This window comes from Granulicella sibirica (assembly GCF_004115155.1).
In the GTDB taxonomy this organism is placed as follows: domain Bacteria; phylum Acidobacteriota; class Terriglobia; order Terriglobales; family Acidobacteriaceae; genus Edaphobacter; species Edaphobacter sibiricus.
In genome coordinates, this window is the sequence record NZ_RDSM01000003.1 from 455,404 (window position 1) to 475,262 (window position 19,859).

General features: G+C 60.6%; 14 protein-coding genes. 5 read left to right on the forward strand and 9 right to left on the reverse strand.

Going from position 1 to position 19,859, the window contains the following annotated elements; translation table 11 throughout:
* The first annotated feature begins 9 nt into the window (after nucleotides 1–9).
* Nucleotides 10–801 (forward strand): GntR family transcriptional regulator, encoded by a 792-nt coding sequence (locus tag GRAN_RS18465; protein ID WP_128914528.1) that lies wholly within the window; start codon nucleotides 10–12, stop codon nucleotides 799–801.
* Between the two features lie 21 nt (nucleotides 802–822).
* On the opposite strand, the gene GRAN_RS18470 is transcribed toward GRAN_RS18465, so the two are convergent.
* Nucleotides 823–2,583, reverse strand: coding sequence for an alpha/beta hydrolase (locus GRAN_RS18470; protein WP_241654974.1), 1,761 nt, complete (start codon nucleotides 2,581–2,583; stop codon nucleotides 823–825).
* Nucleotides 2,584–2,719: 136 nt separating this feature from the next.
* Between GRAN_RS18470 and GRAN_RS18475 the strand changes: the two genes are divergently transcribed.
* A complete protein-coding gene (locus GRAN_RS18475) occupies nucleotides 2,720–3,298 on the forward strand; it encodes a hypothetical protein (protein ID WP_128914529.1) in 579 nt (192 codons plus the stop codon).
* Between the two features lie 47 nt (nucleotides 3,299–3,345).
* On the opposite strand, the gene GRAN_RS18480 is transcribed toward GRAN_RS18475, so the two are convergent.
* A complete protein-coding gene (locus GRAN_RS18480; protein WP_128914530.1) occupies nucleotides 3,346–3,690 on the reverse strand; it encodes a hypothetical protein in 345 nt (114 codons plus the stop codon).
* Nucleotides 3,687–4,388, reverse strand: coding sequence for a ParA family protein (locus GRAN_RS18485; RefSeq protein WP_128914531.1), 702 nt, complete (start codon nucleotides 4,386–4,388; stop codon nucleotides 3,687–3,689). The genes GRAN_RS18480 and GRAN_RS18485 overlap by 4 nt, the downstream gene beginning before the upstream one ends.
* Before the next feature lie 223 nt (nucleotides 4,389–4,611).
* Here GRAN_RS18485 and GRAN_RS18490 point away from each other — a divergent pair, with 223 nt between their 5' ends.
* The gene (locus GRAN_RS18490) at nucleotides 4,612–5,748 is read left to right on the forward strand and encodes a replication protein RepA (protein ID WP_241654977.1); all 1,137 of its coding nucleotides are present in this window, start codon (nucleotides 4,612–4,614) and stop codon (nucleotides 5,746–5,748) included.
* Nucleotides 5,749–6,557: 809 nt separating this feature from the next.
* Here the strand turns inward: GRAN_RS18490 and GRAN_RS18495 are convergent.
* The gene (locus GRAN_RS18495) at nucleotides 6,558–7,922 is read right to left on the reverse strand and encodes a methyltransferase family protein (protein WP_128914532.1); all 1,365 of its coding nucleotides are present in this window, start codon (nucleotides 7,920–7,922) and stop codon (nucleotides 6,558–6,560) included.
* A gap of 480 nt (nucleotides 7,923–8,402) precedes the next feature.
* On the opposite strand from GRAN_RS18495, the gene GRAN_RS18500 reads away from it, so the two are divergent.
* Complete coding sequence (locus GRAN_RS18500; RefSeq protein WP_241654979.1) at nucleotides 8,403–9,956, forward strand: Gfo/Idh/MocA family protein; 1,554 nt, start codon at nucleotides 8,403–8,405, stop codon at nucleotides 9,954–9,956.
* 156 nt (nucleotides 9,957–10,112) lie between these two features.
* Nucleotides 10,113–11,054 carry an alpha/beta hydrolase gene (locus GRAN_RS18505; protein ID WP_128914534.1) on the forward strand — a complete coding sequence of 314 codons (942 nt, stop codon included), beginning with the start codon at nucleotides 10,113–10,115 and terminating at the stop codon, nucleotides 11,052–11,054.
* A gap of 95 nt (nucleotides 11,055–11,149) precedes the next feature.
* On the opposite strand, the gene GRAN_RS18510 is transcribed toward GRAN_RS18505, so the two are convergent.
* The 5 genes from GRAN_RS18510 to GRAN_RS18530 form a co-directional block, all read right to left on the reverse strand.
* Entirely contained in the window at nucleotides 11,150–13,162 is a 2,013-nt protein-coding gene (locus tag GRAN_RS18510) for a putative bifunctional diguanylate cyclase/phosphodiesterase (protein WP_128914535.1), read from the reverse strand.
* Complete coding sequence (locus tag GRAN_RS18515; RefSeq protein ID WP_128914536.1) at nucleotides 13,159–13,836, reverse strand: hypothetical protein; 678 nt, start codon at nucleotides 13,834–13,836, stop codon at nucleotides 13,159–13,161. The genes GRAN_RS18510 and GRAN_RS18515 overlap by 4 nt, the downstream gene beginning before the upstream one ends.
* Nucleotides 13,837–14,004: 168 nt before the next feature.
* The gene (locus GRAN_RS18520) at nucleotides 14,005–14,925 is read right to left on the reverse strand and encodes a hypothetical protein (protein ID WP_128914537.1); all 921 of its coding nucleotides are present in this window, start codon (nucleotides 14,923–14,925) and stop codon (nucleotides 14,005–14,007) included.
* A 13-nt stretch (nucleotides 14,926–14,938) separates the two neighbouring features.
* Nucleotides 14,939–15,601 (reverse strand): TetR/AcrR family transcriptional regulator, encoded by a 663-nt coding sequence (locus GRAN_RS18525; protein WP_128914538.1) that lies wholly within the window; start codon nucleotides 15,599–15,601, stop codon nucleotides 14,939–14,941.
* 183 nt (nucleotides 15,602–15,784) lie between these two features.
* Nucleotides 15,785–19,756 (reverse strand): TonB-dependent receptor, encoded by a 3,972-nt coding sequence (locus GRAN_RS18530; RefSeq protein ID WP_128914539.1) that lies wholly within the window; start codon nucleotides 19,754–19,756, stop codon nucleotides 15,785–15,787.
* Nucleotides 19,757–19,859: the final 103 nt, after the last annotated feature.

Here is a 19,859-nt window from a genome sequence, read left to right on the forward strand (position 1 = left end):
ACAAGGACGATGACATCGAAGAGCAAGCATCGAGAGCCCCGGCCGAGCGATAAGCACACCATGTTCACCCCGCTTGAGAAGAGCGGATTTGTTCCTCTGTATTTTCAGATTCAGAGTCAACTGACCCAGAAGATCCGTGAAGGGTTCATGCGCGCGGGGGAGGCGCTCCCGGGCGAAGCGGAGCTGTCGCGCATCTTCGGAGTGAGTCGCATGACTTCGCGGCAAGCGCTACAAGGGTTGAAGAGCGAGGGATTGGCCGTTCGTGAGCGGGGTCGCGGCACCTTTGTGGCCGAACCAAAGGTCGAGAAGGACATCGCGACCAGGATGGGCTTTACCGCCGAGATGCGGGCGCTGGGCAAGAAAGCAACCGCGCAAGAGCTTATTCGAAAGACGGTTCCGGCAGATCCGCAGATAGCGGAGCGGCTTGAGTTGGCACCCGGTGCGCTGGTGTTTATGCTTCGGCGTCTCCGTTTCGCGGATGGAAAACCACTCGCGATCGAAGAGGCTTTTCTACCCCTCGAGCGGATGCCGGGAATAGAGCAGGTTGACTTCAGCGTCAACTCACTCTACGAGACGTTGCAGGGCCGCTATAACATTCGCTTCGGCACGGTAGACGAGATCATTGAGGCGCGCGCGGCCACAAAGGAGGAAGCGTCGGCCTTGAAGGTGCCGACGCGATCCAGCCTGCTGGTGATCTCCAGCAGTCTGCGGGATGAGGCGAGTAGGCCGATCGAAGTAGGCCAATCGCTGTACCGTGGAGATTTATACAGGGCTGTGCTGCATTTTTCCGCTGGATCGTGAGCTGGCACAGTGGCAGGAGCGCTAATACTTCCAGCTCATATCGGCGCCCGCTGGGGCTGTCTTCGCGATGCGATCCATGATCTTCGGGATGTACATGGTGTTGTAGTGAAGGCGTGAGTAGGCGTTTGGCAGCGCGGGGTCGCCGTTCCAGCAGTGCTCGGCGCGTGGCCCGTACTGCGCCTCGCCGTCATAAGGGACACCGTGGCCGGGAGTGCCTGTGGTCTTGAGGAAGTCTTCCATCAGGTAGACGGCATCATTCAGGAAGTACGTGTCGTCGGAGCCGACGTAGAGGTGGAGCTTTCCGCGGAGCTTGGGACCCAGGGAGTCCCAGTCGCGTTGGAGAATAGCGTTGAGATCATAATGATCGTGCCAATAGGCGGCCGTGGCGTGGTCAATCTCGCCTGTTGCTTTATCGATGATCGGCTTTGGATAACCATCTGCGCCGACGGGACTGTAGACGGCCTGCCAGATATCGAATTGTTCGCCGGAGCGGCCATGGTCGCCAAGCGCGGCTTCGTAAGCTACGTTGTCGCGCACGCTGATGAGGGTCTGGCCGAGGTAATTGCGCATAGCCGGTTGTTCCACATGCTTGTTGGCTCCATCCAGATAGAACATGTTCGGTTGGTTATAGAGATCGGCTGTCATATAGGCGTGGAAGTCGACCGGGTCGGGACAGGCGACGAAGGCTCCGTTGTAACGGTCGGGATAGAACATCTGCACAGCGAGAGACTCCCAGCCCCCGGTTGAGCCACCGTAGAGGAAGCGCGCCCAACCCTCGCCGATGCCGCGAAACTGCTTCTCGATGGCCGGCATCAGTTCGGTCTCGATCGCGTCGCCGTACGGCCCGAGGTTGGCGGAGTTGACGGCGTAGGAATCGTCGTAGAAAGGGTTGGCGTGCTGGATCTGGATAACGAGGAAGCGCGGAAAACCCGGGCTGATCCACTGCTTGTACTCGTTGTAGGCCTCCTGCTGCTGAATGCGGTTGTAGCCAGCGAGGTGGAACCGCTCGGAGTAGTCGGGCTTGAGGTTGGGGTCGGGTGCGATGGTGCGGAAGTCGGGGAAGCCGTCGGGAAAGTGGCCTTCGAAAACCATCTCGGGGTAGTGGGCGCTGGGATGCTGCGCGAATCCTTCAGGGACGAGAACGATGGCGGAGAGAAACATGGGGCGGCCCCAGAACTCCGTGAGCAGTTTGCTCTGGATGCGGATGTGCTTGACGTACTCGGTATCCGGTTCGGAGACGATAGGAGCGATGACCTGATCGAGCGAGACGGCGATGGGTGGTGCATCTGGGCCAACGCGCATCTTGCGTGGTGCGCTGTAGAGGTTGCCGGGAGCGAGGTTCCAGTGCTGGCCCTCGCCACGGTCCGGCGCAAGCTTTACCGTTTTTCCGTCTCCGCGATGAAAGGTTTCGTAGATATTCAGGACCGCCTGAACGGTGTAGTCGCCCGGGGGCACGTCGCGGATGGACCGTATTGGGTAGCCAGAGGCGTGCTCGTCGATTACGGCGGGCTGACCGGGCTTGAGGCCATCGACGGTGACGCCGAAGACCAGTTGCGACCTGGGCGTGTCGTCGATCTGCATCCTGGGTTCGGCAGATGGGTCGTTCGAGAGCAGGAAGAGAATGCGCCCGTCGAGCGGCTGGGGTGAGCGCGCGGACGGGAAGCTCACCGTAATCTTCTGCGAATGGAGAACGGGCGTGAAGAGACCGAAAACTAGGGCAAGACAGGTGAAGGCGGCGCGCATAGGGGCAGTATAGGGGTGGTGCGCGGCGCGGTCACTCATCTTCGGGTTTGTTTGGGTTTCTCCGGTTGAGAGACCGCTTTCCTCGGGTTAGTGCGCGACCGCGCGGCTATTCCCTTCCGTCGAAAATAGACTTAGACTCAGGGAATGCTACTGTTTCAGCGTGGCGGAGGCTTGCATGTCGCGTCCTGTTTCCTGGCTTTCCCGCGTTCACGAAATCCGGCGCACCGTTGCTGGTTCCACGCGATCTCACTACGACCGGCGCGACTTCGAGTGTCTCTTCGAGCTCCAGCCGAGGGCCGCGCAGAAGCTGCTCGGGAGCTTTCCAACCGTGCAGATCGGGACTTCGCTTCTGGTCGACCGGGAGATTCTGAGCCTCTTCCTGGAGCGGATCCGGGATACCGACGATGTGGTGGGTCTGCTCCGGGAGTTGAAACGGGAAAAAGCTCCGGAGCTTCGGAGGAAGGCGCTGTCGCTGGTCCGCCGCGATGCCGAACCAGCATCCCTCGCTTCCCTTCCCTCCTCGATCTCACTTTCGCGGGGAAAGCTGGAGGTGAGATTCAGAACGGTCGAACACCTGGCGGAGTCGCTGTATGCTCTCGCGCGGGTGCTCGAGAGTGAGGGCGACGCCTTTGTTCTGGCATTCGATCCGGAGGCGCGGATTAACGATGAGGAATGTGACGGGGAGATCCCGAAGATGTTCTCCGAGTTGGAAGCCCTGGAGGCTTACCGGGCCGGGGGACGGCGCCACGCATAGTGTCCCCCTCCTGGCTGCTACCGTTTCAGCGTCTTTTGGGGACGGCGTCACCGGTCTGCTTCGTCCATAAGGCGAATCAGTGCTTCGTGATACGTGACTTTATGGTGGTCTGCGTACGCGACGAACCGGTTGTAGGCGCTTGCGGAGAGTCGAATCGCCAGATGCCGGGTCGGCTCGCTTGGGATGGCGCGGCGGCGGCGCCCTGGCTGCTCCGAGGCCTGAATGTCCGGTAGTTCGCGGCTGACAAAGCCGTGTTGAGCCGCTGCGGAGTCGATGGCTGCTAGATCAGGCGTTGAGCGGGGCTTGACGGGCGAGAAAGCTGCAAGGCGTTCCGTGAGGGTCGTTTCGCGCTTTGGTTCGTCTCCGGGATCCATAAGGCCAAATTTGCTCATTTACCTTCTCCGGTTTGCCCGATCTCTTGAAGAAGGCCGATAAGCTCCTCCGCAAGAACGTGGACATTCTCGTAGGCAGCCTCAAGATTTCCGACTTTGAGGTCTTCCATCTCGGGGAGAGTCAGCCGTTCGACGAACATCGCTTTAAACGCCATTCGCTCGGCCAGACTCGTCTTAAACCGCGGAATTCCGGCAAGTTCGATCTCGGCCTCGAGTTGCCGTTGCACCGAGGAGACAGGCGCGCCGGGGGCCGGAGTGCGGGTCATGAGTACGCGGAAAGGGATCCGGCGCGTAGGATTTGAGCGTTGGGCGACCTTCTCCTCGTCCCGCACAGCACGGATCGCCTTGCCTGCCTGCCGGACGTCGACGGCGCTGGCCTGTACGGGGACGATGACGAAGTCAGCCATGGCGATGGAGCGCGAGACAAGAAGGCTTGCGGTTCCTTCCAAGTCGATGAAAACAAACTGTTGGTCCTGAGATTCGAGGACTTCCATCAGGTTTGACTCCCGGACACCGCCGATAACCGTGAGCGACGTCTTGGAAGTCCCGTTCTTCTTCCAATCCATGATCGGCTGATTGGGGTCGGCGTCCAGCACGGAGACCGTTGCGCCTTGCTGTGCCAGGTAAGTAGCGAGGAGGAGGGTCGTCGTGCTCTTCCCTGCTCCACCTTTCGGGTTCGATACGGCTATGACGGGCATTTCGGCTCCTGCGTTATGCGATATCGCAACAATATCGCATAAATAAGATTATTGCCACTATATTGCTGCGATATGAGAACAGGCAAGCAGCAATATGAATGCAGCATAGAAGCATTATTAATGCGACAAGCGATATCGCTGCGATATTTCCATTGTTGCTGGATGTAAACTTCAGACGAGCCGGAACATCTGGGTGACCGAAAGGAAACTGGTCAAAATCCGCATGCCGAATACCACAATCGCACAGCCCCGTACTCCCAGAAGAAGAAGTGCCGGGAAGGACTTCGCAGTAACCGCTGTGACCGACTCCCCCATCACCGCTCTCGAAGACGATTTTTCGATGTCGACGGATCAGAGTGGAACCTACGGCGGAGAGGAGACACCCAGCCTGGATGGAGTGGAGGGCCTTTCGCCGGTTGCCATGCGGTTGCTGCAGGCGGCGACGGATATGCAGCAATCGCCGGATTCCTACGAGCGTGCATTCCTCGCAAGGCAGTTGATTCAATGCACGTTTCCGCACAGCGATCCCGGAAATGTTCCGATCTGGAGTCGTACCAACGGGAACCTCACGCTCTCGATCCGGCCACTCTATGACGAAGAGAAAGCCGCCCATAAGTATCCGTATGGGACCATTCCGCGGCTTTTCCTTTACTGGATGGTGACGGAAGCCGCCCGGACCAAGAAGCGCCGGTTATATCTCGGGCAAACCTATCCAGACTTCATGAGAAAGCTTGGGCTCAATCCCTCGAACGGAGGCGTTCGGAGCGACTCGCGCAGGCTCAAGGATCAGATCGAGCGCATGCTTCGGGCGACGATCAGCTTCAAACAGACATTCAAGAAGGACGGAAAGACCGGGGACGCCTGGCTCGATATGCAGATCGGGCCAGAGGCCGTGCTGTGGTGGAACTTCGATCGGGACGCGCAGAACTCGTTATTCGAAAGCTACATCGAGCTGAGCGAGAAATTCTTCAGCGCGATCACGTCGAGTCCTATTCCGTTGGATCTAAGAGCTTTGCGGGCGTTGAGGAAGTCCCCGCTGTCGCTCGATCTTTACTCCCTGATCTGTCACAAGACCTATAGCGCACGGAAGGATGGGGATACGAAGACCATCCCGTGGGAAGGTCTTCATCGCCAGATGGGGGCTGAGTATAAAGAGTTGCGAAATTTTAAGCAGAAGGTCGTAGCGACGGTGAAGAAGATCCGCCTGGTCTATCCGCAGATGAAGGTGGATCTGTCGGAGACCGGGATGCATATTCATCCGGCGCCTTTGGCGATTCCGGAGCGCGCTGGGACAGAGGCTTTCGCGCCCCCAACGATCGAAGTTCCGGTCACGCGCCGCAGACGCATGCTGAAGCAGTAGCAGGACTTAGGCGTCACGTCGACGCTGAAACGGTAGCTTTTGATATAGACGAAAGACGCTGAAACGGTAGCAGTCATGAGATGGCGTGAAACTACTGTTTCAGCGTATCTCCCGCTGAAACGGTAGACAGCAGACGGATCCCTGGTCGCTGAAACGGTAGCGGCAATCCGGTAAGTCATGCAGTTGCTTATAGTTACCAACTTGATTCCTCTCGCCGAACGTTCGCTAAAACGGTAGCGGGTGAAGTTCGCGGAGATTGTGTGAGGCGCTGAAACGGTAGCAAGTGGCCAGACTATGCTTCGATACAGGACATTTACCGGCCTGACGCGTTGCTAAGGCGGCATTTCGGCGGTAATTCCGGGCCGAAGATATCCACGCTGAAACGGAAGAGGGGTGTTTGGCGGGATTACCGGCGTTTCACGCTGAAATGGAAGAGGTTACACGCTGAAACGGTGCGGCTTCCACGCTGAAATGGTGCGTAACTCTCGCTGAAACGGTAGGCGGGAACGGGTTGCTTAAAGGAAGCCTATAGTTTTTGCCTCTAGTCTTGCCTTTAACTCCTTAGATTTCTATAGGCCGCCTATCGTAAAACCGCACATTCTTTGTCGCTTTCGCTGGATAGCTTACGGGGCGTTGTACGGTAAATGCGGTTCGTGGACACCGTCTTAGCGTGGTGAAGAGTGCGTCTTTCCTGGGTGTATCGCATTCCAGACGCATGTTTTCTGTCGATGCGGCAAAAAGAGGGTTCCTGGCGGGAAGAGTTGTCAACAACAGGAGGTTTGCTCAATACGCTGAAACGGTAGCGCCACCTAACGGGCAGTTTCCGCTGCTGCCTTTGCCGGTGATGAGCCCGCCATCGAAGACTGCACGCCATTCCCCGGGAACTCCTCATACGAGCAGAGAGAGCGTGGCCCCAGGCCGGAGGCGTCGGTCAGCAGTTGAATGGCCTGCCACACGCCTGGGAGGCGAAGCGTAAGGCCACAGAGGGCCCAGGGGAGGTTCAGATGCTCGAGAGCCTGAGCCATGGCGCGGACTCCATCTACCGTTGCGCTGTCGCCCTGAGGGCCTCCCGTTTCGTAGCGCATGCGGTGGATGGAGTGATCGGGAAGGCTCTCCGCGTCGAGGATCTCGAGACCGACGGGGTGCCGGGCTTCGAGCCAGTTCCGGATCTGGCTGCAAGGGCCGCAGGTCCGGGCGATATAGAGGCGCGCCGGAGAACCGGCGTGGAAGGGACGCCAGCGGGGGACCCAGTTGTGGACCTCGGCGCGGTAAGCGCGCCAGGCGGCGCCAAAGCGTTCGTCGAGGTCTTTGGACTCGTCCCAGGTAGCGAGACCGGCGGAGTAGGCAATCGCGACGACTGGCGGAATCAGGAGCCAGGGATTCCGCAGAAGGGCAGCCCATGCGAAGAGAACGAGGACGCAGGAGATCTGAATCGGATTTGCGCTGAAACGGTAGATTCCGGAGCTAACGAGGCTGGTTGGGGGATCGTAGGGGATAGGGGTCCCGTTGCCCCGTGCCGCAAACTCCATGACGGCGGCGACTGCAGGGAGGGCCAGAAGGCAAATGATCTGCAGGGCGAGCTGACGGGGCAGGCTTGGGAGGTTCAGCAGCGGCGACCAGCCGGGGCCAGGGCGCAGGGCGAAGACCAGCTCCGGCATAAGGAAAAGGAAGAGGAGCGCGGCGACGGCTAGTTGGAAGGTGGCGCGGAGGGCGAGATGGGTCTTGCGGCGGGTCCACCGGGCGATGGAGAGGCTCGGCAGGAGGACCGTGGCGACGGCGAGGGCTTCGCCGGTGAGCCAGTTGTGGTTGAGATGGATGCCGGCGCGGCAGAGGGGCATCAGGAGGCAATCGGCTACGACAAGAATTGCGGCTGTGGCGGGGATGTTGAGATTTGGGAGTGCGAGCGATGGGAGGATGCCCCAGAGGATCGCCCAGCCCAGATAGAACTCGAGCGGCATGGTGCGGAGGGTGGCTTCGGAGCCGGGGGCGAAGGTCCACCAGAGAGCGTGCTGATTGAGGACCTGGAGGGCCAGCAGGGAAGGCAGAGTCCAGAGGAGGCTCAGAAGGCTGGCAGGGAACTGCCGAGGATGGCGTCTGGATAGGAGGCCAGCGATGAGGCTGAGCGAGATGGGGAGGTAGAGGGCTGCGGCTCGTTCCCAGTCGGCTTGGGTCATCCTGGTTCCCTGCCTTCGGTGGAGTCGGGTTCGGCGAGTGAGCTTAGAGCCCGCGAGGTCTCAGGCTTCGGTGAACGTCGTTCCGGATATTGGGTCAGAGTCAAGACATCTGACTTCGAGGATATGCCCTCAGGCGATGCCCCGGCCCTACTTCACGCCGCCACACCTGCGGATCAACCGCTTACTGCTGGCTCACGAGTCGTAGTTGAGTGTTTGCCCGCTTGAAAGCAGTGTAAGAGACCGTGCGCGGTAGATTCTCTGATCCATCGCTCCTCACCAAGGAGACTACTGACAGTATCGGTGCGCCATTCACAGGTAGTGGCGAATCATGCAGAAGTCGCACGGAACTCTCCGCAGCAGGAACGCCCTTGATGGTAGCAAAGCAGATCGCGAACAACATCAACAAAGGTAACGGATCACATGGGCTCGAAGAGTATTGGAGGGCGCTGGCATCAACCTGGGCGGTGTATTCTGTTTCGCGTGTCGAAATCAACCAAGAAACTGTCCTCTACGGAAGCTCCTCAGGCCGTTGCCGCGTCGCGTGTCGGTCGCCGCGAGTTCATCAAGACCGGGTCTTTGGCTGCGGGAGCTCTTGCGTTCGGAGCGCCAGCAGTTGTACGCGGGCAAAATCTCAACAGCAAGTTGAACATTGCCTGCGTCGGGGTCGGCGGGAAGGGACGGAGCGATACCGACGCCTGCGCTGGAGAAAACATCGTCGCGCTGTGCGACGTGGATACGGGTTCCGTGGCATATGAGACCCAGACCAAGAAGTATCCGGACGCAAAGTTTTACAAGGACTTCCGGCAGATGTTCGAGCAGATGGGCGACCGGATCGATGCCGTGACGGTTTCGACGCCGGACCATATGCATGCCATCGTGGCCTCGTTGGCGATGAAGCGGAACAAGGCAGTCTTCTGCCAGAAGCCGTTGACGCAGACGATCTATGAGGCGCGCTACCTGCGGAACATGGCCCACGACAGAAAGCTTGTAACGCAGATGGGCAACCAGGGTAGCGCTTCAGAAGGCCTGCGCCGCGCGGTGGAGACGATCCAGGATGGGCTGATCGGGCAGGTGCATGAAGTACATGTGTGGACGAACCGCCCGGTCTGGCTGCAGGCGATGGATCGTCCCGCAGGCGAAGATCCGATTCCAGCCACGCTCGAATGGGATACCTGGATCGGCCCTGCCCCGATGAGGCCGTACATCGGGAGCCGGGACCCCAAGGATAAGAACGGAATCTACGAGCCATTCAACTGGCGTGGCTGGCAGGATTTCGGTACAGGTGCCTTGGGCGACATGGCATGCCACACGGTAAATATGCCGTTTCGTGCGCTCGATCTCGGTTATCCGGCGGAGATCGAGGCAACGCCCCTAAGCAAGATGAACAAAGAGTCTTATCCGGTGGGCTCGAAGATTCGCTTCGCCTTCCCGAAGCGCACGGGTCAGGTCCCGCTCGAGCATCCGCATCTGTTCCATCACTCCAGAAAGGTCGAGCACGACGCGGTGACCCTGTGGTGGTACGACGGCGGCCAGCCCAACCCGGAGCTGCGTGGAGGCCATGACCTTACGAACAAGCCGCCAGTCGACGTGACTGCCGACATCGTCGCGCTGCAGGGCAAGCTTCCCGATAGCGGCTGCATCCTGATCGGCGATGGGGGCTCTGTCTTCTCGCCGGACGATTACGGGACAAACTTCTTCGTGAAGCTGAAGGGAGAAGAGAAGTTCGTGCAATATCTGAAGCACCCGGCTATGGCGAAGTATCCGGAGCGGCTTCCCCGTAACCGGAATGCGGGAAATCTAGTGGTTGCTCATGCGCAGGAATGGCTTACGGCGATCAAAGAACACAAGCCGGAGATGTGCTACTCGCGCTTTGATGTCGCGGCGCGTCTCGTGGAGATCATGCTCCTGGGCTGTGTCTCGCTGCGTGCCCGACAGAAGATCGAATGGGATGGGCCGAAGATGGTTGCGAAAAATTGCCCGCAGGCGGCGCAGTTCATCCAGCGCCAGGACCGTTCTGGCTGGGCTCTTTCCTAAGGCGCTTATTCAGGATGGCTGCGAGGTTGGCGTTCTCGTAAGGCCTCAGGTCATCCGTCCAGACAAGCAGACCGAGCGCATGTAGCCGAGGGGATAAGGTTCCTGGTGGTGCGATTTCACGATTGCTTGCGTCGCCGCGGAGTAGCCTGATATCTCATGCATTTCATTGTCAGCTTGCGGCCACTCCTCTTACTCGTCGTGTGGGCGATGGGCGGTGGTGTCCTTTTCGCGGAACGCCTGCCGACCGAGAGCGGAATCGTCTATGGCGTCGCATCTCAACAACAACTGACCATGGACTACTATGCCCCTCGGGGTGCCGGGCCGCATCCCGCGGTGATCCTCATTCATAGCGGCGGGTTCGTGAATGGCGATAGTCGAAGCAGAAGCGAAACTTACTGCGCCGACTTTTTGGTACCGGCTGGTTACGCGGTCTTTTCCATCAACTACCGCCTGGCTCCCCGCTTTTCCTATCCGGATCCCATTCGAGATGTGGAGAGGGCCGTTCGGTTTGTTCGTGCAAACGCTCACCGGTGGGAGGTCGATCCCGGGAGTCTTGCCCTGGTTGGCGGTTCGGCCGGCGGATACCTCGGGGCGATGGCTGGACTCGAGCAGGCACAGGGAGATCCAACAGCTTCCGACCCCGTGGAACGTGAGAGCGCCAGGGTGCAGGCCGTGGTCTCGTTATATGGATTGACCGGCTTTGAGAACATCGAACTAAGTAAGAATGAACATCTTCTGCTGGATTCGCTGATCCGGCAGAAGGGCGAGACGGCGGCCGTGCGCGAGGCTTCTCCTGCTCACCTTGCCACGAGATCCTCTCCGCCGTTTCTACAGATCATGGGCGACAAGGATGAGTATTTCGGATTGAGCACCGTAAGAGTCTTAGACCAGAAGCTACGGGATGCGGGAGTATCCAGCACTGTCATTGTGATTCCCGGTGGTGCTCACGGAACCTATAACTGGTACAGGCTTCCGAATGTTCCCGATTGGGAGCGACAAATGACCGAGTGGCTGAATGCAAAGCTTAGCCATTCCGGCCCCGTAGGCGAAGGAATACAAACGCGGGAGCCGACTCCGCATATTCCATCCTCACGATAAGTTGTTGGTTCTCTCGAGAACTTTCGATTGCCTGGACCGGCATGGACGGCAAGGCGACCCGAGAGGAAGGAGGCGAAGTCTGACCGAACTCCGCGTCAGGCTGGCATATCCGCCGAAGCGATGTTCCAAACCGCCAGGGACTGACGTTCGGGAGTGGGTTCCTTGACTGCCATCAGCCGCCCCGCCGCTTCTGCCGGGACCGCTTTTGAGATGTGGAAGCCCTGAATCTGGTCGCATCCCGCCGCGATCAGGATATCCATCTGCTGACGGTTCTCCACGCCTTCGGCCACGATGCGCAGGTTCAAGGAACGTGCCATGTCAATCATGCCTTCGACGAGCGTCCGTGCCTCGATCGAATGCTCGATATCGGTGACAAAGGCGCGATCGATCTTGAGAGTATGCACTGGCAACTCGCGCAAGTAGCTGAGGGAGGAGTAACCCGTTCCGAAATCGTCAATTGACAGGCGCACCCCAAACTTGCGTAGAAGCTCCAGGGTCTGCTGGGTTTGCCCGTGATTTTCAATCATCACGCCTTCGGTCAACTCCAGATCGAGAAGTTCCGGCGGCAATCCAGTCTCCTTCAGGGTCGCCAGCACTACGCCGACAAACTTGTCATGGGATAACTGGGCGGAAGAAACATTGACCGACATCTTCGATAACTTGTTCCCCTGCCGCCTCCATTCCGCCGCCTGCGCGCAAGCCTGCGCCAGCACCCAGTTGCCGAGCGGGACGATCAAGCCGTTTCGTTCTGCGATAGGAATGAATTGGGCTGGCGAAACCTGACCATGCACGGAATCGTGCCAGCGCAGCAGCGCTTCAAAGCCAAGCACCAGGCCCATCGCATCGACGATCGGCTGGTAGTACACCTCCATCAATTGCTCGTGGACCGCCGTTCGCAGGTTATGTTCCAGGCTCATCTGGAGCGTCGTCTCAGCGCGCATCTTTTCGTCAAAGACAAGAAAGGAGTTACGTCCGGAGTTCTTCACTTTATAGAGTGCGAGATCGGCATGGTGGAACAGGTCCTTGGCCTCCAGGCCCTCCTGCGGATGGAGGCAGATCCCGATGCTCGCGCCTATGCGCGCTTCGTGCTGTCCCAGATCGAAGGGAGTAGTGATGCAGCCTATCATCCGGGCGGCGACACTTTCGGCTACCGTCTGGCTTTGGCAATCATCGATCAGCAGAGCAAATTCATCCCCGCCCATCCGTGCCAGAACGTCGTCTTTGCGGAGCAGGCCTTGCAGTCGTGTGCTTACCTGGATAAGCAGGGCGTCTCCAGCCTGGTGTCCAAGCGTATCGTTCACTTCCTTGAAGCGGTCGAGATCGATCGAAAGAAGCGCAAACCGGCTTCCTTTTCTGGATGGATCGTCCAGAAGAACACTGAGCTTCTTCTGGATGAGCAACCGGTTGCCAAGCCCTGTCAACGCGTCATGGTAGGCCTGGTACAACAGCACATCCTGCTCCGCCTCGCGGTGCGAAGTCACCCACAGCCCGCGCAGGGTCTGCACGCACGACGTGATCATGAAGGTGTCGCAGAACACCACCCACAACACGTGTTCGAGCATGCGGCCGTGGCTTCCGGCGGCCGTCCCAAAGATGGCGATCGGTTCGTAGTAGCCCATCGCGAGATGATTGACCAGCGTCGTCAAGGTTGCGGTGATGAGCACTGGCCAGTCGAGATAGAAGCAGAGAAATGCCAGCGAGCCGAAGACGTGGAAGTGCGTCTCGATTCTGCCGCCAGTGACATGGATCAATAACCCCGACATGAGCATCTGGCATGCGGCGATGATATGCCGCGTGTATATCTTCCCCGGCGCGAAGATAGCCAGCGTGACCGGCAGGATCGTAATCAGTCCCCCCAGGGCGATCGCGGCGATGACATGCGGATGAATCCTGCTCTGTCCGCCAACCCAAGTAGTTGGGGAGATCAGGAAGGACGCCAGAACTGCACCGGGCCATTGCAGAAGCATCAGGCATGCGATCAGCTTGTCACTCCGCATACAAATGCGTTCATGTTCGCGCTCAAAGATCGCACGGACTTCAGCCGAAGCATTACGGGCCGCGCGCTCGGAGCGATACAACGCTAACTCCTTCAGGAGAAATCCATTCATTGCGTTCCTCCCGGTACCGCCTCCGGGTTGGCGAGCCGGGCTTCCGCTACACCTGTTGCCTGGCGGTTAAGGAGCGAGAGGAAGCTGCAGCCAAACACAGGGCGAGCGGTTTCCTTGCGCTGATTCGCGAAGGCCCGCGCGAGTGCGTCGACTCCCGCGTTCTCCCCATCCATGCCCCGTGCCCCGGTCACTCCACCAGCGTAGAGAAGGCCCCGCCGCTTCTGGCGATCCTGTGGCGAATAAAGCATCACCTCTCCCGAGGTCTCCGCGCCAAACTTTGCAGCCAGCGCGCCCTCCGTATCCGGCACGATGAGCGCATGCAGTGCGGTCTGTGCCTCGCGATAGAGGGCATCGTCCCGCCATTCTCCCGTTTCCTTCTGTGGTTGATAGATCAGCATGATCGTATTGAAGGGTGTTGCGAAGGCTTTCGTCGCCCGCTCAAGTTCACGAAGCGAAGCTCCCGAACAGGAGCAGCGCGGGTGCAGAGCTACCACAAGTGTTGGCAGCCCGGTATTACCCGCATCGGGTACGCCTTGCGGCCAGCTCGCCGGCGCATCGGCTTTCGTTCCTGGAGTGCTCTCGTAGCGGAAGAGATAGCGCGCGCCAAGCGAGAATCCGACGAGCCAAAGGACGGCTAGTCCAGGAATCATCAGTTTGCGCCATGCCACGCTCATATCGCTTGTTCGACCCAGGTGCCACACCCCCCCCCGATTTCTTCTGATTGACCAGTGAAGCCTTCAAGGCCGGTGCTCGAGAGGTCGCAGAATTCATATCGGCAACAGTGCGCTTAAAGTTGAATGGAACACTTCTTGTTACGCATTGGTGGGTGAAACGCCCGGCACTTATTGCTTGCGTGGGGTAGCGTTGGCCTGGATGAGGTAGGCGGCGGCTTGCCGGGCGGCGATGCGCTGCCAGGGGGTGAAGTACCAGGCGGGGTCCAGTTGGCGGTCGAAGTGAATGCGCCAGGTGACAGTCGTGTGGGTGGGGTCGAGGGGGCGCCACTCGACCTCGGAGGAGGTCCAGCGGACCCATTGGGTGAGCTTGGTGCTGTCGCTGACGGTGTCGAAGCGGGCGTAGCCGGGGCGGGACTGGGTGACGCGGAGGACGAGGTCGCCGGGTGGGTCGCCTTCGGCTCCGGCGAAGTGGATCGCACGGGTGTCGCCGAGGGCGAGACCATCGCCCCGGGAGGCGAGGGGTTGGGGGAAGCCGATGCGGAGGAAATGTGGAAGCCGGGTGGAGACGTCGGGGCTTTGGCCGAGGGCTTGCTCGACGGCCGCGGCGGGGGAGGGAACGACCGCCTCGGCTTCGACGGTCTGGGCGCGGTTGAAGGAGAGGCTGGGAGTAACACCTTCGACGCACATCGGTAGCAGGATGAGGGTGAGGCAGGTCAACGTGTTGGTGCGTCTGGCGTTGAAGTAGTCCACAACGAGGCCGATGATGATCCCGACGACATAGAAAAGGGGCGCGGCGAAGAGGATGCAGAGGTATCCCTCGCCGAGGAGGGGCGCGATGATGAGCAAGGCCAGGGTGATGGCCTTGAGGATGGCTCCCGTGGCGGATGCCGCCTTCGGCGTGAGGGCGAGGATGATGGCCAGGACGGCGGGGACGCCAAGGAACATCGCGGCGCTGTGACCAAGGTGCTGGTGCATGAGGATTTTGTAGAGGAGGGAGCCCGCGGAGAAGGCGATGATGACGGCCACGAGGAACCACTGGGCGGGGCCGAAGCGGCTTGGTTGGTCTTCGAGATCTTCTGGCTCGGTCATGATTAGCTCCGTTTCAGGATGCGGGGATGAGGTCGGCCTCTTGCAGAAGGCCGAGAACGCGGGTGCGGATGGGTTTGAGGATGGCGAGTTTGGCCAGGCCTAGAAGCTTGAGCGTGAGGTCGAGGGATCCGTCGGCGAGGCGGCGGGTGCGTTGCTGGTTGGGGGAGTGATCGTAGAGGAACATGACGAGCAGACCCATCTGCAGGGCCCAGAGGGCTAACGGAAGGAGCTGCTGAAGGTCTTTCGGGAGCCTTTCGAGGACGATGGCGTCGCGGAAGACCTGGGTGGCGCGGCGTCGGATCTCGGCGGTGGAGGGGCCAAGGCAGGAGAGGGGATGATCGGGCTCGCCGGTGTAGCGGAAGACGACACCAAGGAGATTCCGGTCATCCTGGGCGAGGTCGAACTTGGAGTGGAGGGCGAGGGCGAGGCGCGGCTTGAGGTCGCGGGTATGAGCGAAGGACTCGGCGCAGAGGCGCTCCTGCTCGGACTGGATGGTGTCGTAGTAGGCCTGGATGATGGCTTCCTTGCTGGGGAAGTAGTAGTAGGCGGCACTCTTGACGACCTGGGCGCGGGTGGCGACGTCCTGCATGGTGGTGGCGTCGAAACCCTTCTCGCGGAAGAGGGCCAAGGCTGTCTGGAAGATGTGGGTGCGGGTCTGTTCGCCTTTTTTGACCATGGTCAAATTTTGCGACGTGGCCGGGTAGGAGTCAAGATATATTTGACCACGGTCAAATTTATTGTATTGCTACCGTTTCAGCGTGGTTTTGAGGCGACGTGCTTGGGAGAAGCGGCAAACGCAAAAACCCCACACCTCAGAGCGAGATGTGGGGCATTCGTTGTTGTGGCGGAACAGCGGGGGTTAGAAGGAGATTCGGCCTGAGAACTGGAAGGCTCGGCTGTCGGTGCTGGCAAAGTTCAGCGTTCCGAAGTTGGAGCTGTTGACGTTCAGGCCGACCTGCTGGTTTTGGGCGTTGTTGCCGAACGTGGTGTGGTTGGTCACGTTCTGGCAGTCGGCTCGGAAGATGAACTTGAAGCGGTCGGACAGGTCGAAGGTGCGGCTAAGGGAAGCGGCAAGGCGGTAGGGGTTCTGGCCGCGCAGGCCGTAGGGGGCGATGCGGGTCAGGTTGCCGATGGAATAGTCGCGCGAGTTGCAGAAGGGGCCGTTGCTGGCAGAGCAGGTGACCGACGCGGTCCCGTTGGTTCCGGCGCTGGAGGTGGTGGAGGGGACGTAGCCGGTGAGGTAGCTCTTGGTGGCGAGGTTGGCTGCGGTGGCCCCCTGTCCCCAGCCGCCGCCGGTGCGGACGTCGCCGTGGAAGCTGGGGTTGAAGTCGGGCATGCAGGTTCCCTGGCCCACGTTTTCGGTGCTGTTGCACGTTCCGACGATAGCAAGGGGCAGGCCGGAGGAGTACTGGTAGATCTCCGAGAACTGCCAGCCGCCAGCGAGGGCGCGGACGAGGAAGCTGTCCGAGCCGATGCCGCCTTTGCCGAAGGGAAGCTTGTAGACGCCGAACACGGTGAGAGCCTGGGGCAGGTTGTTGAGAGAGAGGGAGCGATCGATGCGGTCCGGAGCCCAGGCGCGTCCGTCGGAGGTCGCGGAAGCGGGAATCGCCCAGCCGCTGCGAGCTGTCCCGGCGTCGTCGATGTTGCGCGAGTAGGTGTAGTTGACGGTCATGGTAAGGCCGTGGGAGAAGCGCTTGTCGACGGTGAGCTGGAAGGCGTTGTAGTTCGAGTTCGCGACGGTGCCCCAGGTGTCGGTCGTTCCGGCGTACTGGGGCATCCAGGTGAGCATGTGGGCAATGGTGGCGGTGGTGCTGACTCCGGCGGCTGCCGTGTAGGCGGCGTAAGGGATGGGGATGGTGACGCCGGTCGCGGTCTGGGCGGCGGCGATATTGGCCGCGGTCGCGGGCTTGGCAAGGTAGCTGCCGAGGGCGAGATAACGGGGATCGAGTTGGCCGGACTGGAGGCCGCGGATGTTGGCTGCGCCGGCGAGGAAGTGGCTCTGGGTGCCGACGTAATTGGCGGTCATGGTGATGTTCTTGAAGAATTCGCGCTGCATGCCGAAGTTGAAGAAGGCGCTTTCCGGAGCGCGGCCTCCGAGGTAGGGGTCGGCGTAGGCGATGCCGGAACCGGTGCCGGCGAAGCCTCCTGTGCCGTTGAGGTAGTAGCCGACGTTGAGGGCCTGGCTGGCCGTGGTGATGCCGGAGACGGCGGGCAGGGTGTAGCCGGGACCGCCGAAGTTGGCGTTGGCCTGCGAGAAGGCCGCGTTGTTGTTGAGGTAGAAGGCTGGGCCTGCGGTGTTGTCGGTGAAGCTGGCGGTGGAGTTGAAGCCGGCCTGGCCGGTTCCGGTTCCTGCCCCACCCGCTCCGCCGGTGCCGCCGCCGTGGGAGTAGAGGATGGCATAGGCTCCGCGGAAGACGGTCTTGTCGTCGACGGCGTAGGCGAATCCGATGCGAGGGCCGAAGTTCTTCTTCCAGCTATTGACCGGAGAGCGGCATCCGCAGCTCACGCCGGCTCCGCCGTGGTCCCCGGCGAACTGGAGGGCTCCCATGTTGCCGGTGATGGGGTTGGTGATGTTGGGGTTGAGGAAGGACCAGCGATCGAGAACCTCGTTGTAGGTGGGGAAGTAGTCCCAGCGGAGGCCGAGGTTGAGGGTGAGCTTAGGCGTGACCTTCCAGTCATCCTGAAAGTAGGGCGAGATGGGATGGAAGCGGCCGCCGAGGACGGAGAAGCTCTGCTGGGTAACGGAGGTCGACCCGACGGCTCCGAGGATGTAGCTGGCGTAGGAGTAGCCGGTTCCGGAGACGAAGTTGCTCCCGGTGAGGTTTCCGGTGTCGTTGGTGCTGAAGTTGAGGTTGATGGGGAGGGATCCGGTGTCGGCGGTGCTGGCGTTGTTTTCAAGCCACTGGTATTGGAAGCCGAAGGTCATGGCATGCTTGCCCTTCACCCACTGGAGGTTGTCGACGAGGGTGTAGGTCTCGCTGACGGAGGTGTTGCCAGTGCTTGGGGTGGCCCATGTGCCCTGGGCGTTGCTTCCGCCGAAGATGACGCCGGGGAAGTTCTCCGACGCCTGGCCGGCGGGCAGGCCGGTGACGCCCGCGGTCTGGATCTCGTACTGGGTGATGCCGTTGGTGGGGTTGCGGATGGGTGGCCCACCGAAGTTCATGAAGCCGAATTTGAACTGGTTCACAAGGTTCGGAGTGATGGTGTAGGAGTCCTCCATGGCCGCGTAGTGGCCGGCTACCGTCGAGAGCGTAGAGACGAGGTAGGGGACGGGGAAGTTGGTGGTGGTGGCGGTGTAGGGGATAGCGTGACGGTTGCCGCCGGTGAGGAGAAACGAGAGGCGGTTGCGGTCGTTGGGGGTGTAGTCGACACGGCCGGAGTAGAGCCAGTTCTGATAGCCGGAGGGAATGCCGGCGACGTAGTTGTTCTGGATGACGCCGGCGCTGTCAATGGACGGGGCCGGGAGGAATTTTTCGAGATATTGGGCGATGGGGGAGATCTCGCTGGCGGGGATGACGTTGATGGCCGCGCCGTTGGCGACCGGGGCTCCCGCAGCTCCCTTGGCTCCGCCGGGGCCGTAGCCGTACTGGTAGCGGCAGGCCCCGGTGGTGCTGTTGGCGGTGCAGGCGGCCTGGGTGGTGGGATCGTAGATGGGGTAGTTGGCTCCCGAGGTATTGCCGAGCCCGCCAGCGGTGGCGGGGATCAGCTCGCGGAAGTCGCCGTTACGCATGAGGATCGTAGGCAGGGTGCTTACGGTTGGATTAGCGTCCTGGGTGGAGTGGAACTTATCGTAGGTGGCGAAGAAGAAGAGCTTGTCGTGGCCGTTGAAGAGCTTTGGGATTTTGACGGGTCCACCGATGGTGAAGCCGAACTCGTTCTGGTGTTCGGGGGTCTTGGGGCCGGGAACGCTGGTGACGACGCCGTTGACGACCTGTTTGACGACGTTGAAGCCGCCGGGCTTGGCGGAGAAGGACCAGGCGTCGAAGGCGGTGTTGCGGATGTATTCGAAAGCCGAGCCGTGGTACTTGTTGCCGCCGGACTTGGTGGCGTAGTTCTCGAGGCCGGCTCCCTGGTACTGGGCGGAGAAGCCGGAGGTGACGACCTGGATCGAGTCGATGGCTTCGAGCGGAACGATGTTGAAGACGGGCCGATTGTCACCCTGCTGGCTGATGGTGGTGAGGGGAAGTCCGTCGATGTAGAGCTCGCCAAGACGCTGGGCGGTTCCTCCGATGATGGAGGAGCGGCCGCCGGGGGGTGTTTGCGCTCCGGGGAGGAGATTGGAGAACTGGGTGACGTCGCGCTGCTGAAGGCCCGAGATGACGATGGGGAGCGCGGTGTAAACGTCGTTCTCGATGGTTCCGCCGAGGGCGGCGTTGGTGGTCTCGAGCGCCGCGGGGGTGTCGGTGACCGTGACGGTTTCGGTGGTGGAACCGGCGTTGAGGTGGACGTTCAGGCCGGTGACGTGCGCGGAGTCGATGACAAGGTTTTCCTGCTTGAACCCCTGGAAGCCCGCGGCCGTGACCGTGACCGTGTACGAGCCGGGGATGATGGGGCTGATGCTGTAGAAGCCGGCCGAAGTGGTGGTGCGGGTGGTGACGATTCCGGTGTTGATATTTGTCGCGGCCACGGTGGCGTTCGGCACAACGGCCCCGGTGGAATCCTGGACGGTGCCTTCGATGGCTCCGTCACCGCCGGTCTGCGCCAGGCTTGCGGACGGACCACTGAGCACGAGACCCAGGAGGCAGAGGAATGCGAGCAGAAGGCGGCTCACGCGGGGATGACGGCGGTTCAGGTGGGCCTCGGTCGTGCCGAGAGCCTTGGGTAAAAACATGGCGCCTCCAAATAGGTCCAACCAGTGTTGAAGATTCGGTAGAACGCTACGGGAGTGCGTGGACAAGTGTCAATTGGAAAATTGTTCCTGATACAAAAGAGCG

Excerpts from the sequence above, each read along its gene's own strand:
- GRAN_RS18530 (WP_128914539.1), bottom strand. The coding sequence starts at position 19,756 with ATGTTTTTACCCAAGGCTCTCGGCACGACCGAGGCCCACCTGAACCGC.
- GRAN_RS18465 (WP_128914528.1), top strand. The coding sequence starts at position 10 with ATGACATCGAAGAGCAAGCATCGAGAGCCCCGGCCGAGCGATAAGCAC.
- GRAN_RS18490 (WP_241654977.1), top strand. The coding sequence starts at position 4,612 with ATGCCGAATACCACAATCGCACAGCCCCGTACTCCCAGAAGAAGAAGT.
- GRAN_RS18470 (WP_241654974.1), bottom strand. The coding sequence starts at position 2,583 with ATGAGTGACCGCGCCGCGCACCACCCCTATACTGCCCCTATGCGCGCC.
- GRAN_RS18475 (WP_128914529.1), top strand. The coding sequence starts at position 2,720 with ATGTCGCGTCCTGTTTCCTGGCTTTCCCGCGTTCACGAAATCCGGCGC.
- GRAN_RS18520 (WP_128914537.1), bottom strand. The coding sequence starts at position 14,925 with ATGACCGAGCCAGAAGATCTCGAAGACCAACCAAGCCGCTTCGGCCCC.
- GRAN_RS18495 (WP_128914532.1), bottom strand. The coding sequence starts at position 7,922 with ATGACCCAAGCCGACTGGGAACGAGCCGCAGCCCTCTACCTCCCCATC.
- GRAN_RS18485 (WP_128914531.1), bottom strand. The coding sequence starts at position 4,388 with ATGCCCGTCATAGCCGTATCGAACCCGAAAGGTGGAGCAGGGAAGAGC.
- GRAN_RS18515 (WP_128914536.1), bottom strand. The coding sequence starts at position 13,836 with ATGAGCGTGGCATGGCGCAAACTGATGATTCCTGGACTAGCCGTCCTT.
- GRAN_RS18480 (WP_128914530.1), bottom strand. The coding sequence starts at position 3,690 with ATGAGCAAATTTGGCCTTATGGATCCCGGAGACGAACCAAAGCGCGAA.
- GRAN_RS18510 (WP_128914535.1), bottom strand. The coding sequence starts at position 13,162 with ATGAATGGATTTCTCCTGAAGGAGTTAGCGTTGTATCGCTCCGAGCGC.
- GRAN_RS18505 (WP_128914534.1), top strand. The coding sequence starts at position 10,113 with ATGCATTTCATTGTCAGCTTGCGGCCACTCCTCTTACTCGTCGTGTGG.
- GRAN_RS18525 (WP_128914538.1), bottom strand. The coding sequence starts at position 15,601 with ATGGTCAAAAAAGGCGAACAGACCCGCACCCACATCTTCCAGACAGCC.